We start from the raw sequence: 16426 nt of genomic DNA on the forward strand, positions 1-16426 counted from the left end.
ACATGAAAAAGTTAGTTTCACTACTTTCCTTATTGGTTGTTGTCGGCTGCAGTGAACAAACACCCCAACCATTGCTATATACGGTTGAACAACAAGAGTTTGCTGTTGAAATACCTGCCCAAGGTGAGTTATTTGCAGCCAAAGCTACCGTGATAGGTGCTCCACCATCTCGCCGAGGCGGGCAAACCTTAGCTTGGTTAGCGCCTGAATATTCTTACGTGAAAAAAGGTGACATTGTCGCCAAATTTGATGGTGAAGCGATGAGTAAAAATCGCGAAGAAAAACGCAGTGAATTAGACATGACGCTGCAAGACATCATTGATAAGTCAGGACAACTAAATAAAGAGCTAACTGATATCAATAAAGATATTGATATTGTTGAGCAGGAAAAAGACTTTGCCGATAGGTTTGCTATTGAAGACGAACGTATTTTATCTAAATTAGAAATACTTGAATCCATGCAAGACAGCCAATATCTAGGGACAAAACAAGATTATTTACAATGGAAAGGCGGTAGCTTCAGCGAGAGTGCTGAAGGTGAAATGAGCATTTTAGAAATGCAGAAAAAACAACACCAGTCCAGGCTAAATATTCTTGATAGCAGTTTATCAAACTTAGAAATCAAAGCACCCCATGATGGCATGTTGGTATACGCCAGCAACTGGCGCGGAGAAAAAGCCAGACCTGGCCAAATGTACTGGCCAGGTCAAAAGATTGCTGAACTGCCAGATATTAATGTAATGAAAGCTAAGTTGTTTGTGCCTGAAAAAGAAGCCATTGATTTAGCAGCAGGTGTTGCTGTTTCTATTCAAGTTAACGCGGATGTTGAAGAAAGCTATCAAGGTGAAATTGAGACTATTTCCGCTTATCCCAGTTCAATTAGTCGCGGAGATCCGCAAAAGTTTTTTGAAGTGGTTGTTAAACTGAATAAACCACAGAATGACTTGTTTGTACCAGGACGAAAGGTAACGGCAAAAATTCATGTTAAACCAAGCGAAAAGCAGTTGGTTGTGCCACTTCAAGCGGTATTTTCAAAAGATAATCAACAGTTTGTTTGGCAATTTAAAAATGGAGAGTTTGCAAAAACACCTGTGACTTTAGGACAAACCAGCTTAAGTCATGCAGTTATTGAAAAAGGCTTAACAGCTGGAGAGAAAATTTCATTGATAGAGCGAGGTGCAAGCTAATGAAATATCTTGCTATGTTTTACGATACGTTATCAGAATTAGCACAACATAAATTACGCACATTATTAACCTTGTTGGGCATGATTTTTGGTGTCGGTGCGGTAATTGCTATGCTCAATATAGGTGAAGGCGCTGAGCGTGAAGCCATGAAAATGATAGAAACCATGGGATTGAGAAATCTTATTGTTGATAGTAAATCATTTGAAGAAAAAGAATTGATTGAACAGCGCAAACACTCGGCTGGTCTGTCGATCCGTGATGGTGAAGTGGCGCTAGCCTCACTGCCTTTTGTTGAAGCATTTAGTGGTTTAAAAGAAATTGAAACGTATTCCATTTTTAGTGCTTTTGGACAAACAAAATCTACAGCAGTTGGTGTTAGCCCGAGTTATTTTGAGTTGTCGAGTTTGCAAGTGCAAGCTGGACGTACGCTCAATGAACAAGATCATATTGAATACAAACAAGTCACTGTACTTGGTAGCCAAGCAGCTAAACAATTATTTCCCAATGAAGATGCAATTGGCCAAAATGTTAAGATAAACCACTTGTGGTTCAAAGTTGTTGGTGTAATTCATGATCCTATGCTGAAAAAATCAGAATTTCAGGGAGTTAAACTGGGTAATGAACAAGATCAATTATTTATTCCGTTGAATACGGCAATATTTAAGTTCCAACGAAAGAAACTCTCCAGTGAACTAACCAGCCTTAAATTTCGTTTAACGGCTGATGTAGATTCAACACAAGCGGCTTCGTCCATTGAACATTTATTAACACGACGTCATAACGAAGTTGATGACTTCACCATTACAGTACCTGCGCAGTTATTGGCACAACAAAAACAAACCCAACAAATTTTTAATATTGTCATGTCATGTGTGGCGGGCATTTCTTTGCTTGTTGGTGGTATAGGTATCATGAATATCATGTTGGCAACCGTGTTAGAGCGTACTAAAGAAATTGGTTTATTACGCGCTGTTGGTGCCACACAAAAAGACATTAAAATGCAATTTATGGCGGAGAGCTTCACTATCTCAATTTTAGGTGGTTTGATAGGTGTAGTGTTTGGCATATTGCTATCAGAAGTTATTGCTATGTACTCTGAGTGGGCAGTGTCTTGGTCGTTAACTGCTATTGTATTATCGTTTAGTATTTGTGCCCTTATCGGCTTGACCTTTGGTGTTTACCCTGCGATAAAAGCTTCTAAGTTAGATCCAATAGAAGCTTTACAAAGTGACTAATTCGATTAAGAAAAATACCCGAGCGCCAGAGAAAATTTGGTTATTAACCTTTGCTTTGTCGGCGCTCATCTATCTTGTTTCACTAAACTCCTCCCCTTATTTTGGGCAATTTGCGATTAAAGCTTTCCCGATTCTAGTGCTCGTTTTTGCTAGTTTTTATCAGTTGAAAGAAAACTTGCAAAAGCTCATGGCTACGGCACTGATTTGTTCAGCGATAGGTGATGTATTCTTAGCACCAAGTGCTGCTTATAACTTTATTGCTGGGCTTGGTGCCTTTTTGGTTGCGCAGCTAATTTACTGCCGAGTGTTTTATGGTTTTAAAACGCCTGTTCCTAGTGTTATTCAGCGGGCACAAGCAGTAATCCTCGTTGTATACGCAGTTGTAATGGCTGTTGTTATATTGCCTGTAACAGGTGAACTTATGTTACCTGTGGTGGTGTATTTATCAGTTATTTCTACCATGGGCGTGTTAGTGTTGCTGTCAAATTGCCACGTCTTGACTAAAGTAGGGGCATTAACTTTTGTTTGTTCAGACTCTATTTTGGCTTGGGGGTTATTTAAAACGCCATTACCTGCCAATGACCTTTGGGTGATGTTGACCTACTATATGGCACAAGTTTTTATTTTATTAGGTATGATTAAAACCAGCAAAAATAACGCTCAACTGGTTAACCAAACACTTAATTAAAACGCTTGTTTAAAAAATTTGCTTTTCATTTTCTTTCAAGGCACACTCAATCAACTATTATTAAAAAACATCTGCGTTTACGCACCAAATTCGAATTCAATTTGTGAGGAGACTAGGCATGTTATTTCAAGGCGATAGCCTTTCTGCCGAATTACTGGACGGTGGTATCGTTGAATTTAAATTCGACGCTCAAGGCTCGGTCAATAAATTTGATCAAGCAACCTTCAAAGAGTTTATTGCTGTTATTGATGCAATAAATAACTGTGCAGAAGCTAAAGGCGTTTTAGTCACGTCAGGTAAATCAAACTTTATAGTTGGCGCTGACATTACAGAGTTCTTAACAACCTTTAAAAAGCCGGTCGAAGAACTTATTCCATGGATTAAAAATGGCTCGGATGTATTTGACGCCTTTGAAGACATAAATGTGCCAACCGTTGTTGCACTTAATGGCTTTGCCTTAGGCGGCGGCTGTGAAATGTCACTAGCTTGTGATTATCGCGTGGCAGACACAAGTGTTTCAATTGGCTTACCAGAAGTTAAGTTGGGCTTAATGCCTGGCTTTGGTGGCACAGTTAGGTTACCTCGTATCATAGGCGCAGATAACGCTATTGAGTGGATGTCTACTGGTAAAGCACACAAACCTGAGCAAGCGTTAGCAGTAGGTGTTTTAGATGCGGTCGTTGAACCTGAAAATTTACGTACTGCGGCGTTAAGCGTGTTAAATGAAGCAATTGCTGGAAAACTAGATTGGCGTAAAAAACGTCAGGCTAAATTAGAGCCGTTGAAGCTATCACCGACAGAATCTGTAATGACCTTCAACACGTGTAAAGCAATGGTGGCCGCCAAAGCGGGTAAACACTATCCCGCACCCATGGCAACGATTAACGTGATTGAAGCAGCAGCTGGCCTTGATCGCGCAGGTGCTATGGCACTGGAAAATGAAGGTTTTGCCCAGCTTGCAAAAACCGATGCCGCGACAGCGCAAATAGGTTTGTTCCTTGCTGATCAAGTAGTGAAAGGTAAAGCGAAAAAAGCAGGTAAATTGGCATCTAAACAAGTAGAGCGCGCAGCTGTTCTTGGTGCTGGCATTATGGGTGGTGGTATTGCTTATCAATCAGCCTATAAAGGCACACCAATTGTGATGAAAGATATCAATAATGAAGCCTTAGATTTAGGTCTTACCACAGCAGCGGGAATTTTAACTAAACTGGCTGATCAAGGTCGTATCGACGCAAGAAAAATGGCAGGCGTGTTAAATAATATAACGCCAACCTTAAGTTATGAAGGCGTTAAAGATGTTGACGTTGTGGTTGAAGCCGTTGTAGAAAATCCAAAAGTTAAAGGCATAGTGCTCGCTGAAGTTGAGCAGGCAGTTGCTGACGATACGATTATTACCTCAAACACCTCAACTATCTCAATTGATTTACTTGCACAAAGCGTTAAGCGCAAAGACAAGTTCTGCGGAATGCATTTCTTTAATCCTGTGCACAAAATGCCATTAGTGGAAGTGATCCGCGGTAAAGAAACGTCAGATGAAACTATCGCAACTGTCGTTGCTTATGCGGCAAAAATGGGTAAATCACCAATTGTCGTAAACGATTGTCCTGGTTTTTATATTAACCGCGTATTGTTCCCTTATTTTGCCGGTTTTAGCCAACTGGTATTAGAAGGTGCCGACTTTACTCAAGTCGATAAAGTGATGGAAAAAGACTTCGGATGGCCTATGGGGCCAGCGTACTTGCTTGATGTAGTTGGTATTGATACTGCTGATCATTGTACAGGCGTTATGTCTGAAGGATTCCCAACACGTATGGCCAAAATAGACAATGATCCGGTGAGCAAACTATATCAAGCGAGCCGATTAGGTCAGAAAAATGGTTCTGGTTTTTACGATTACGGTAAAGATAAACGTGGAAAACCAACCAAAACCGCATCAGGTGAAGCATATGAGTTATTTAACCTAGATGTTAAGTCATTTGATAAAGAAGAGATTATTGCTCGCCTTATGGTGCCTATGGTGAATGAAGTTATTCGCTGTTTAGAAGAAGGCGTAGTAGATACTGCAGCTGAAGCAGATATGGGGCTAATTTATGGTTTAGGCTTCCCGCCATTTAGAGGGGGTCCAATTCGTTATTTAGAAACATTGGGATTAGACAACTTTATTGCAATGGCTGACAAATACGCACACTTAGGTGAAATTTACCAAGTTACCGATGGCCTGAGACAAATGGCCGCACAAGGTAAACCTTATTTTGACACTGATGTGAAAACTGCCTAGGAGAGAACCATGAAAGAAGTCGTTATTGTCGATTGTATTCGCACACCAATGGGTCGCTCAAAGGCCGGTGTTTTTAGACATACGCGAGCAGAAGCCTTGTCTGCTCATTTGATGCAACAATTGTTGGTGAGAAACCCTAATTTAGATCCAAACGAGATTGAAGATATTATTTGGGGTAATGTTAAACAAACCAAAGAACAAGGTTTTAACATTGCACGTAATGCTCAGTTGTTAACCGATATTCCAAAACATGTGGGTGCTGTTACAGTTAATCGCTTGTGTGGTTCATCAATGCAAGCTTTACACGACGCAGCAAAAAGCATTATGTCAAACCAAGGTGATGTATTTATCATTGGTGGTGTTGAACATATGGGTCATGTCCCGATGATGTATGATGTTGACTTTGATCCTGCGTTAAGCAAATACATCTCTAGAGCAGCGGGAAATATGGGCTTAACTGCTGAGCTATTAGGACGTCAACACGGTATCACACGTGAACAACAAGACGCCTTTGGTGCTCGTTCTCACCAAAAAGCGCATGAAGCGTCGGTTGAAGGGCGTTGGGCAAATGAAATTGTTGCAACACCTGGTCATGATACCGCAACAGGTGCATTAACTATGGTTGATTACGATGAAGTGATTCGTCCTGAAACGACCATTGAAACATTATCAGGATTGCGCCCAGTATTTGACCCTGCCAACGGCACAGTGACTGCGGGTACGTCGTCAGCATTATCTGATGGTGCTTCTGCTATGTTAGTCATGTCAGCGGAAAAAGCCGCTGCAATGGGACTTACTCCTCGTGTGAAAATTCGTGGTATGGGCGTTGCTGGTTGTGATCCGTCTACTATGGGTTACGGTCCAGTTCCTGCGACTAAAAAAGCACTTAAACGCGCAGGCCTAACATTAGAAGATATTCAGTTAGCTGAATTTAACGAAGCGTTTGCTGCTCAAGCTTTATCATGTGTTAGAGCACTGGGTCTTGAAGATAAAGTTGATGACATGATTAACCTTAATGGTGGCGCCATTGCATTAGGTCACCCGCTAGGTTGTTCGGGCGCTCGTATTTCAACGACGCTAATCAACTTAATGGAAGGCAAAGATGTAAACTTAGGCTTAGCCACTATGTGTATTGGTTTAGGTCAAGGTATCGCGACCGTGTTTGAACGAGTGTAAAAGCGTCTAGCCGGTTAACACTTAGTGTTAACTAAATAAAAAATGCCAATCAGTAATACTGGATTGGCATTTTTTATATCCCTATATCAAGGTTGTAACTCACATCTAGTTGTATTCGATAAAACTGTCTTTAAATTTTACACTTTTCTTTTTTAGAGTTTTTGTTCTTTTGTAACTGCTTGATAAATAATTGTAATAAATATTGGCATGGATTTTGATTGCTAGGCGCTTAGTAAGTTAAAAGAGAAAAGGAACATTACATAATGAAAAAATTAATCGTTGCAGCAGCTTTATTACTTAGCTTTACTGCTAACGCCACACTAATCACGTCAAAATCGTTTACAGGGAACTTTGATAATGATGAAAGTCGTTATTACATTCAATTTGACGTAACGGCTGATAACTCAACAGTAGATTTTACAAGCTGGGGTTATGCTGGTGGTGTGAATGCTGCAGGTACAGTAATCGCTGATGGTGGTTTTGATAGCCAATTATTTATTTTTGATAGTGCAAATACTTTACTTGATTCAGATGATGATAGCTCTACCGTTGTTTCTGCGTCTAGCAACTTATCATATGATGCATTAATTTCATTAACTTTGGATACAGGTAGATATTTTGCTGTGTTGACACAATATAATAGTGACTACATTTCAGGCGACCTTCTTACTGGTAATTGGCAACCGGCTGGTTTAACAAATTTTAATGGAAGAACATCATTTTTTGCCTTTGATATCTCAGGTGAAAACCTAGCTAACATTGGTGGTATCGGCCACGATGTAACACCTGTTTCTGAGCCAGGTACGTTGGCGTTATTTGCTCTAACAGCATTTGGCTTTGCCGCGCGTAGAAAACTAGCTAAATAAAAAGTTTTATTTCATGAAACTTAGCCCTGTGCTGTTTAGCCGGGGCTTTTTTATTTGGTTTTGTTCAAAAAATTTTAATCGTGTTGGAATTCTTGGCTAGTTGCTGATTTCCGTTGTATAACGTTCAAGGATTTCACTAACAATCGTTATTAGCTCGTTTAAAATTGAATACGTTAAGCTTTACCATAAGCCGTTTAGTCTCATTACACCTTCTTTTTGTCGTTACTTCAGCTTTTGCTTATTCTAAATTTAAATTGACATTTAAATTTATCAACGTTAATTTTTTGTATATCTAACCAAGGACTGGTCATGAAAAACTTCTTATTCTTTTATCATCTTCTCTCTTCTTTAAATTCGTATTTTGGCATGTCCTTTTATTTGTGGTTTATAAATTTGGTCTATGAGGCGACTAAATGAGAGTAAAGGAATTGAAAAAGACGCCTATTGTATTGCGTCACAGTTACCTTAACACTTTGATTACCTGAAAATAAAATGCTGAAGTGACTATATAATGAAATTTTGGATTTTAGCTACATTTCTACTAATTGGTACATACTTGCTAGTCAGTTCTACTGTCAAGCCGGATGTAAATAGTGGTCAAGAAATAGACTTAGTTGAGCAACCTAAATTAACAAAAGAGGCAGATCTTATAGCAATTGGCGGCCAGGAAGAGCCAGATGAAAGTGTATTTAATTGTTCGTCTAAAAATAGTATGCAAACAAAAATAAACGCTTTGATGACTCAGCAACAAACACTAATAGATGGCTTTGAACAGCGTCTTGCTGGAATTACCCAAGTTAATAGTGAGGTTGAGCGTCTGAGAGCTAGTATGCAAGGTGAAGCTAACGAACAAGAAAACAATTTTCGCTCAGTTTCACAAATGATGGCCAAACACAATAGATTATTAGAAAGTAGCATATCGAATAATTCGCCTGAGAATGTGAAGGCAATGATTAAAGCAATTAACGATAATAAAAACCGCAAGCTATCTAGAGAGGGGGCGGCAATTTTAAAGGACTATATTGAGCAAAAAGACTTTACCGGTCTTCGTATGGCATTTGATTCCAACCAATTTGATAAACAAAGCTATTTAGATGGTGATTCAATTTTTTCTTATTTAGTAAAGAATAATACAAATATGAATCTATCGGATTGGGAAAATATTCAATCATTAGAACTTCCATTGTCGTTGGATGATTATATTCTTCTGACTAAACTCAAAGTTGATAATGAAGTCTTTAAGCTATTCCCACCGCCAAATAATTCTATATCTAACCAAGTTTGGAAAGAAAATGGGAAGTTGAACTCTTTAATAACAATTGCTTTAAAAAATCTAAATTTGGCAGGGCTTCATTATTGGTTAACCCAAGAGGGAGTCAATAAGAGTGACAATATTTCCCTGTATTCCCATATACCTGTAATTGATAATGATCAAGCTACCGACACTTTACAGGCTATGGTTGGTGAGTTGATTCAAAATGGATATGTGGTAATTAATATTACAGATTACCTTAGGCTTTTAGGTTTCTTTACCGATAAACAGTTAGAGTTATTAGAAATAAATCGTGACGGATTTACAGAGGAAGAATTCTATGAAATGTCAGAAACAAAGAAAGCATTGCTGACAATAGATTCTGAAATCAAAAGCTTACAAAGTTTTTGTGATGAGCAAATACGTAGCGCAGAGTTTATTGAATCCAATACTACTTATGTTGGAAAAACGAAAGAACTAACTAATAGTATGCATTTATCTGAAGTGTTCAGTGTTGATATCGATAAAAGATATATTAGGGCGCTTAAAAGCAATAATTGGTCTGAAATTCTAGAAATTCTAAATCAGCTTGATTTGGATGCCAAAGATAATGAGCAAATGTTAAATGCTGTGTTATATCGTGCATTAGTTACACGCGCCGAATTTGACGTAATTAAAGGGATATTAGAGCAAGGAGCCCAACTTCCAGAAAACGCAGTAATAATTTTGGCTTCGCAAGGAAATTTTACATTAATAAAAAGCCTTGAAAAATATGGATTGGATTTGTTTTATAGTGATAGTAGTCATATGAATGCTGTTGATGCGAATGTGAAATACATGACAAATACAAAACTTATTGATTATTTAGCCGCTCAAGGATTGAACTTCAATAACTCTTCTCTAAGTTTTGCATTGCTCAAATACCAGCGAGGGGACAAACGTACTAGCACTATTGCCAATTTACTAAAACATGGTGTAGTTATTGATGAATCTCATTTAGAGCAAGTTGAAAAAATTAAAAAAAATGATGAAACAGCCTATAAAAAACTCATCAAAACTTTTCCTGTTTTAATGAAATGATTAAATATACTTTGCAACTCTTTAATGGAAGGGTGTTCAGAGGTAGTTGCTTATGGTATTGCAGTAAAAATTAAATAAGAATTTTATCAAGCGAGATAAGCCTGCTGACTTTGATGTCGCTCGGTTGAAGCTAAGTGTTCAATCAAAAGATTTACTTGTCGATACGATAAAATTTTATTGTTTTACTTGCTTTTAGTTAGTGCGCATACTCCGGCGAAACAGATCAATGTAAAGAGAGTGATGCACATGAACTTAGCACATGGTTTTGTTAAAACTTCCGCCTTTTATGACGATTCAAACTTTCCTCGTGGTTTTCGCAAATGTGGCAGCTTTACTATCAAAGAAGCTGAATTACTAAGCAGCATCGGTAAACGTTTACAGCTTTTAGCTGCAGGAAAAGCGTTACCTGAAACCGACGTTGAAAAAGATTTCATTACTGTATGTACAGGTGTTAAAGCACCGGAAAGTCATGCAGAAAAATTATGGCTTAAGTATACATCGTTAACCAAGAAGCGTAGTTTTCATACCTTAAGTGGTGGAACTAAAGTCAATGCTGGTGATGTTGATGTAGACGCTTACGAAACAGAATATTAGCGTAAACATTTGCACAAGTTATAAGCAACTAGTCTTGTATTTGCTCTAGCTCAGCTTTTCTAGCGGCTTTAGCTATTGTATTGATATATTTTTCTCTTAAAATTAGCAACTGACATGTTAACTTTAAGAGGAAAATATGCGCAAACTTCTTACTTCCTTAACCGCGGTTTCTGCGTTGTTAAGTTCTGCAAGCTTCGCCTATTCAGGTTCAAGCGACGTAATTACTATCGACGATATCCCAACGATTCAATCTGTTGCTCAATCAGTCATTAGTCCAAGTGGTGATTATGTTGCTTTCACTCGATCAATTCCACGAGAGCTATATCAAGACAAAGATGGCTCAAATTACTCTAATTTGTTTATCGTAGATGCTAAAGGTAACGAACGCCCGTTTATTACAGGTGACGTAAATATCGGTAGTATTCAATGGTCTGCTGATGGCGAATTTGTTTATTTTACAGGGAAATTCAAAGGCGATAAATTTACTACGCTATACCGTATTCCAACACACGGTGGTGAGCGTCAAGCGGTACTTTCTTTAAAAGATACATCAATCGCTCGTTATCAACTTAGTCCTAATGGTAAACAAATTGCCATTTTAGCGAATCCAGCAAAAGACAAATCAGAGAAGAAACTTAAAGAACTAGGTTTTAAAGCTGAAGTTTATGAGCTGGGTTTAAAAAATCGTCAGTTATTTATCACGGATTTAGCCGTTTCTGAAAAGCCTTTATCGCTTGAGCCAGTAGCAATTGATACATATGTCAGTGACGTGAATTGGTCAGACGATAGCAAGCAATTACTTGTTAAAACGCAGCCTACTGCGCTAATTGATGACCAGTACATGAAGTCTCAATGGCACTTGTTTAATGTGGCTAATCAACAGGTAACAATGTCATTTGCAACAGAAGGTAAACTTGGCGTAGCTGAGTTTTCTCACGATGGTAAATATATTGCAATTATTGGTGCACAAGACAAACATGATCCAGCCACAGGCCGTTTGTATTTAGCAGAAGCTGATAGCGGTAAAATTACCGAATGGTTACCTGATTTTAAAGGCCACGTTGCTGACATCGAATGGGCTAACAAATCGAATACCTTAAACTTTATTGCAAACATTGGTACTAAGTCAGTGGTAGCAACCATTAAACCGGGTAGCAATAAATATAAATCACGTGTTAAAGCTGGTAAGTTTATCGCATCAAGCTTATCGGTTTCCGATTCTGACAAGACATTAGCATTGCGAGCTAACACGGCAAAACACCCAAATGAAGTGTTTATCGTTCGTGGTAAAAATAAAACAACACGATTAACAGATTCTAACCCATGGTTAGCTGATAAACGTTTTGCTAAACAAGAAACTATTACCTTTAATGCACCAGATGGCACAGAACTAGATGGTGTACTTGTGTATCCTCTAGATTATAAAAAAGGTACACGCTATCCGTTAATTATGTCAGTACACGGTGGTCCTGAAAGTCACGATAAAGACGGTTGGGTAACAAACTACTCTCGTCCTGGTCAAATGGCTGCAGCTCGCGGTTATGCCGTACTTTATCCTAATTACCGTGGCTCAACAGGTAAGGGTGTTGATTACTCTAAGCTGGGTCAAAATGATTATGCTGGTAAAGAGTTTGACGATTTAGTGACTTTTAAAAAGCACTTAGTTGATATGGGCTTAGTTGATAGCGATCGTGTTGGTATTACAGGTGGTTCATACGGTGGTTATGCGTCTGCTTGGGCTGCAACTAAACTAACTGAACACTTTGCTACTAGCGTCATGTTTGTTGGTGTAACAAATCAACTTTCTAAATTTGGTACTACCGATATTTCAAATGAAATGCACTTAGTACATGCTCGCTCTTACCCTTGGGATAAGTGGCAGTGGTATTTAGAGCGAAGCCCTATTTATTGGGCTGGCCAGTCAAAAACGCCACTATTGATTATGCATGGTAAAGATGATCCACGTGTTCATCCTGCACAGTCGATGGAAATGTACCGTTATATGAAAGTACAAGGTAAAGACGTACGTTTGGTTTACTACCCAGGTGAAGGCCATGGTAACCGTCGAGTTGCTGCGCAATACGATTACAGCTTACGTTTAATGCGTTGGATGGACAATTACTTAATTGAAGGCAAAAAAGAAATGCCAGCATATGAAATTGACCACAAAGCTAAAATGGAAGCTAAAAAGAAAGCTAAAAAGAAAGCTGATTAAACTGAACTAGTTCGCTTTAAAAATAAAAAACCAACCGAATTAGGTTGGTTTTTTTTACATTTGTACTTTATAAAATATTTAAATCGTTATTGATAGTTTGGCTCTTTGATCATCCACACTATCATGGTGGTAACATCGGGCTCTTTGCCATACATAGTCATACACATCTTAAATATACGTGCCGCCGCGCCGCGCAGCCATAAGGCAAATGCAAGGCTTGAAGCAATAGCAATGACGACTTGCCACCAAGGTACTTCAATCAACGACATTTTAACTGGCATGGCAACAAATGCTGTAAAAGGTAAGTAACTTAACAAGCTTAATGCCCAGCCAGATGCATCATCCATGGTCATAAAAACTAATATCATTGGAAGTAGTGGTAATAACATTAAACCAGTTTTGGCACTGTGATTTGGATCGTCAATAGCGGCTGCAATTGCTGCGATAAACGCTGTGCTAATGTAAATACCCAAGGCCGAAAATAGCAACAACCAAGGCATAAAACCCCAATCGATACTGGCAAAATCTAACGCTTTGCCATCTACTACCACGGCCATAAATGCATAAAACAATAAGCCAGATAATCCTGCGGTAATCATCGCTTTCAACGCGTGCAGCATTTGACCAAAAATTTTACCGTCAATCCATGTTTGAGCACTTATACAAGAATACAATTGCTCGGTAACTCGTTGCTGTTTCTCGCCAGTAACGCTGGCAAACAACTGACCAAAAGCAGTAAAAATGCCGACAGCCATCAATATAAGGGTGATAACAGCGATGGTGTCGCTAGTTTCCTCGTCTGATTTAACGGCACTGTCTAGATATTGCTGTTCAATAGTTACTGGCTCTTGCAATAGTGCAACCTGATCTTCATTAAGGTTTAAACTATTTGCGGCATGTTTACGATATTGTTTGTTAATTTCCTCATTCAGTTCTGCTTGCCAACTTTGTTTATCAAACGCAATAAGTGAAATAGCAGCAATTTGTTTGTCAGAAGGAGTAGTTAACAATAGTAAGCCACTATAGTCGCTCTCTTCGTTAATCAGTGTTTCTGGTTGTGTCTCTGGTGTAACCGTTTTGAATTTGAACTTTTTAGTGTCCTCTAATTGAATATTGCTATTAGCCACTGCAATTTGGTACACGTCAAAAGTGTCATCTTTAAAATATTGCCAAGCGAAAATAATACCAGCAATAAGGATCATAATAAGCTTAGATATTATCTCTTGTTTCCACTTGAAAAAATGCATGAACTCCCAGCGAGTCACTAAGCCAATTTGTGTTAAGTTATTTTGCTTCATTTATTTGGCCTCCATGTTGCTCAATCGCCTGGATGTAAATTTGATGTAGGTCGAGTTGTTGTGATTGCAGTGACACTAACTGGCCAAGCTCTGTCAGTTTATTTGAGAGAAGGTTTAAGTTGACCGATGCATTGCCGACAACACGAAGACTTGTGTCGTTGATTTGTTGATGTTCAAGATCTTGTAAGACGCTGGCAACTGTTTCAGCTGCTAACGGCTCTTGGTATTTGGCAACAATTTGATTAGCGCCGCCAACTTGTTTAACTATCTCTTTTAACGTGCCTAAAAAGACCTGCTCGCCTTTGTTCATTAACATGATACGGTCAGCAATTTTTTCAACCATGGCCATTTGGTGGGCACTTAACAAAACCGTCATGCCAAGCTTTTTCAGCTCTTGTAAAAAAACAACTACTTTTTCTTGGTTAACTGGGTCTAAACCTGAAAAGGGTTCATCTAAAATGACCCATTGAGGCTGATGAATCACCGCAGTGATCAATTGCACTTTTTGTTGGTTGCCCTTGGATAAAGATTTCAGCTGGTCATTTGTCCGTTCCGTTAAATCAAACTTTTCTAGCCAAATGTTTGCTTGTTCCTTTGCGGCAGTTTTAGTCATGCCATTCAGTTGAGCAAAATAGACAAGGTTATCAATAACAGATTTTTCTGGATATAAGCCGCGATCTTCCGGTAAGTAACCTAATGCCCAGTTGGGGATAGCATCAAATTGTTGATCATCTAGGGAAACTTGAATGTTGCCGCTATCAGGTTTGGTAAAACCGGTAAGCATTTTTACCAGTGATGATTTACCTGCACCATTTGGCCCTAATAAGGCAAATATTTCACCCCGATTAACAGTAAAAGACAAACTATTGACTGCTTTGACTGTCGCATATTCTTTAACGACATTTTCCACTATGATTTTCATAAATCCCCTTACATCAAAATTGACTTCGGGGTAGTCGATGCAATGTTATTTTTATTACAGTTTGTTAAGAAACTTTGTTTTTCACCTGATAATAAGCAACATTGCAATCAATCAGCTGATCTTTATAGTGGTAGGTTTTAACGTATGTCATGCCAAGCTTTTTCATTACCGCGATAGATGCCGTGTTGTTTTCGTCCGCGATAGCACTGAAAGCACGAATTGAACGGTTAGCAGAAAGGGTATTGATAATATGTTGAGCAGCCTCTGTCGCGTAACCATGCCCCCATGTTTTTTGAAAAAAGCGCCAGCCAATTTCTAAGTTGTCTTCTTCTGGAGTGCCAGTAAAGAACTCCATCGGACGTATTAAAATCCAGCCCAAATACTCATTGGTTGTTAGTAAATTTACCTGCCAAAGACCCCAGCCTTTTTCTGAGTTACGGTAAGCCTGCATTCGCGGAATAAACACATCGTGTATCTTTTCTTTTGATGAGATTTCGCCACCAGTAATGTATTTCATCACCTTGGGATCTTGGTCTAACAACCACAAAAGTTCACTGTCATTTTCATCCATTAGTCGAAACGATAAACGCTCTGTATTGGTGATTTGCATGTCAGTACCTCGGTAGTTATTAAGTTGAATAGTTTTTAAAGAGATAAAAAACTCAGCCGAAGCTGAGTTTTAAACGCTATTTATTGCTTAAGCTAAAGAGTCTTGCAATGGCGGTACAACTTGCTTCTTGCGAGAAAGCACGCCATCTAGCCATACACGGCCATTTTCACTGGCTTTGCCATAAGCTTTTTCGGTTAAGTCGTCGTTATCACTAACCACTAACACTTCTGAACCTTCCTTCATGATGTCAGTTAATAGTAATAATACACTGTGACGGTTACCTTCTGCTTTTAACGCAGCAATATCAGCTTCAAGCTGTTCTTTGATATTGTCAAAAATAGCAAGGTCGATCACTTCTAATTGACCGATACCAACTAAGTTACCGTTCATATCGAAGTCTTTAAAATCACGCATTACTAGGTCACGAATTGGTGTACCTTCAACAGCAGATTTTACTTTGAACATTTCCATGCCAAGTGCTTGCGGATCTTCAATACCGGCAATTTCTGCTAACGCTTCAACACACTTAATATCAGCTGTAGTGCATGTTGGTGACTTGAAGATAACTGTGTCTGATAAAATGGCACACATCATAGCACCAGCTATGTTTTTAGGGATTTCTACATCATGGAAGTCGTACATCATTTTGATAATAGTGTTAGTACAACCTACTGGGCGGATCCAACACTCTAACGGCGTAGAAGTGGTAATATCACCTAATTTATGGTGATCAATAATACCCAAAATAGTCGCATCGTCGATGTCATCAGGACCTTGAGTGCGCTCTGAGTGATCAACAATGTATAAGCTTTCCCCAGCATAGCTCATTTTTAATTCTGGTTGCTCAAAACCAAATTTGTCTAAAATGAATAAGGTTTCTGGTGATAACTCACCAAGACGAGCTGGCACAGTTTCTTCGCCTAATTGCGTTTTCAAATAAGAAAGCGCGATAGCCGAACAAATTGAATCTGAATCGGGGATCTTGTGTCCCACTACATAATTAGGCATAAATTTTTCTCTTTCGA

Annotated in this window: 13 protein-coding genes; 9 read left to right on the forward strand and 4 right to left on the reverse strand. The window is 38.8% G+C overall.

The window, feature by feature from the left end:
* Positions 1-2 precede the first annotated feature (2 nt).
* From IE199_RS18845 to IE199_RS18885, 9 genes are all read left to right on the forward strand, one after another.
* Positions 3-1187, forward strand: coding sequence for an efflux RND transporter periplasmic adaptor subunit (locus IE199_RS18845; RefSeq protein WP_189773786.1), 1185 nt, complete (start codon positions 3-5; stop codon positions 1185-1187).
* Entirely contained in the window at positions 1187-2422 is a 1236-nt protein-coding gene (locus IE199_RS18850; RefSeq protein ID WP_189773788.1) for an ABC transporter permease, read from the forward strand. The genes IE199_RS18845 and IE199_RS18850 overlap by 1 nt, the downstream gene beginning before the upstream one ends.
* Positions 2415-3110 (forward strand): lysoplasmalogenase, encoded by a 696-nt coding sequence (locus IE199_RS18855; RefSeq protein ID WP_189773790.1) that lies wholly within the window; start codon positions 2415-2417, stop codon positions 3108-3110. Before IE199_RS18850 ends, IE199_RS18855 begins: the two co-directional genes overlap by 8 nt.
* A 118-nt stretch (positions 3111-3228) precedes the next feature.
* The gene (gene fadB / locus IE199_RS18860) at positions 3229-5388 is read left to right on the forward strand and encodes a fatty acid oxidation complex subunit alpha FadB (protein ID WP_189773792.1); all 2160 of its coding nucleotides are present in this window, start codon (positions 3229-3231) and stop codon (positions 5386-5388) included.
* Between the two features lie 9 nt (positions 5389-5397).
* Positions 5398-6564 (forward strand): acetyl-CoA C-acyltransferase FadA, encoded by a 1167-nt coding sequence (gene fadA / locus IE199_RS18865; protein WP_189773793.1) that lies wholly within the window; start codon positions 5398-5400, stop codon positions 6562-6564.
* A 263-nt stretch (positions 6565-6827) separates the two neighbouring features.
* Positions 6828-7430, forward strand: coding sequence for a DVUA0089 family protein (locus IE199_RS18870; protein WP_189773976.1), 603 nt, complete (start codon positions 6828-6830; stop codon positions 7428-7430).
* A gap of 511 nt (positions 7431-7941) precedes the next feature.
* Positions 7942-9762 (forward strand): hypothetical protein, encoded by a 1821-nt coding sequence (locus IE199_RS18875; protein WP_189773794.1) that lies wholly within the window; start codon positions 7942-7944, stop codon positions 9760-9762.
* Positions 9763-10008: 246 nt separating this feature from the next.
* Positions 10009-10356: a MaoP family protein gene (locus IE199_RS18880; RefSeq protein ID WP_189773795.1), complete on the forward strand. Its 348-nt coding sequence runs from the start codon at positions 10009-10011 to the stop codon at positions 10354-10356.
* Between the two features lie 136 nt (positions 10357-10492).
* Positions 10493-12571, forward strand: coding sequence for a S9 family peptidase (locus IE199_RS18885; protein ID WP_189773796.1), 2079 nt, complete (start codon positions 10493-10495; stop codon positions 12569-12571).
* Between the two features lie 86 nt (positions 12572-12657).
* Here IE199_RS18885 and IE199_RS18890 read toward each other — a convergent pair whose 3' ends face one another.
* From IE199_RS18890 to IE199_RS18905, 4 genes are all read right to left on the reverse strand, one after another.
* Entirely contained in the window at positions 12658-13869 is a 1212-nt protein-coding gene (locus tag IE199_RS18890; protein ID WP_189773797.1) for an ABC transporter permease, read from the reverse strand.
* A complete protein-coding gene (locus IE199_RS18895) occupies positions 13856-14791 on the reverse strand; it encodes an ABC transporter ATP-binding protein (RefSeq protein WP_189773798.1) in 936 nt (311 codons plus the stop codon). Before IE199_RS18895 ends, IE199_RS18890 begins: the two co-directional genes overlap by 14 nt.
* A 64-nt stretch (positions 14792-14855) precedes the next feature.
* Positions 14856-15401, reverse strand: a complete 546-nt coding sequence (locus tag IE199_RS18900) for a GNAT family N-acetyltransferase (RefSeq protein WP_189773799.1) — start codon at positions 15399-15401, stop codon at positions 14856-14858.
* Between the two features lie 87 nt (positions 15402-15488).
* Positions 15489-16409 carry a manganese-dependent inorganic pyrophosphatase gene (locus IE199_RS18905; RefSeq protein ID WP_189773800.1) on the reverse strand — a complete coding sequence of 307 codons (921 nt, stop codon included), beginning with the start codon at positions 16407-16409 and terminating at the stop codon, positions 15489-15491.
* Between the last annotated feature and the right edge of the window lie 17 nt (positions 16410-16426).

It is taken from the genome of Thalassotalea marina (assembly GCF_014656435.1).
GTDB lineage: Bacteria > Pseudomonadota > Gammaproteobacteria > Enterobacterales > Alteromonadaceae > Thalassotalea_C > Thalassotalea_C marina.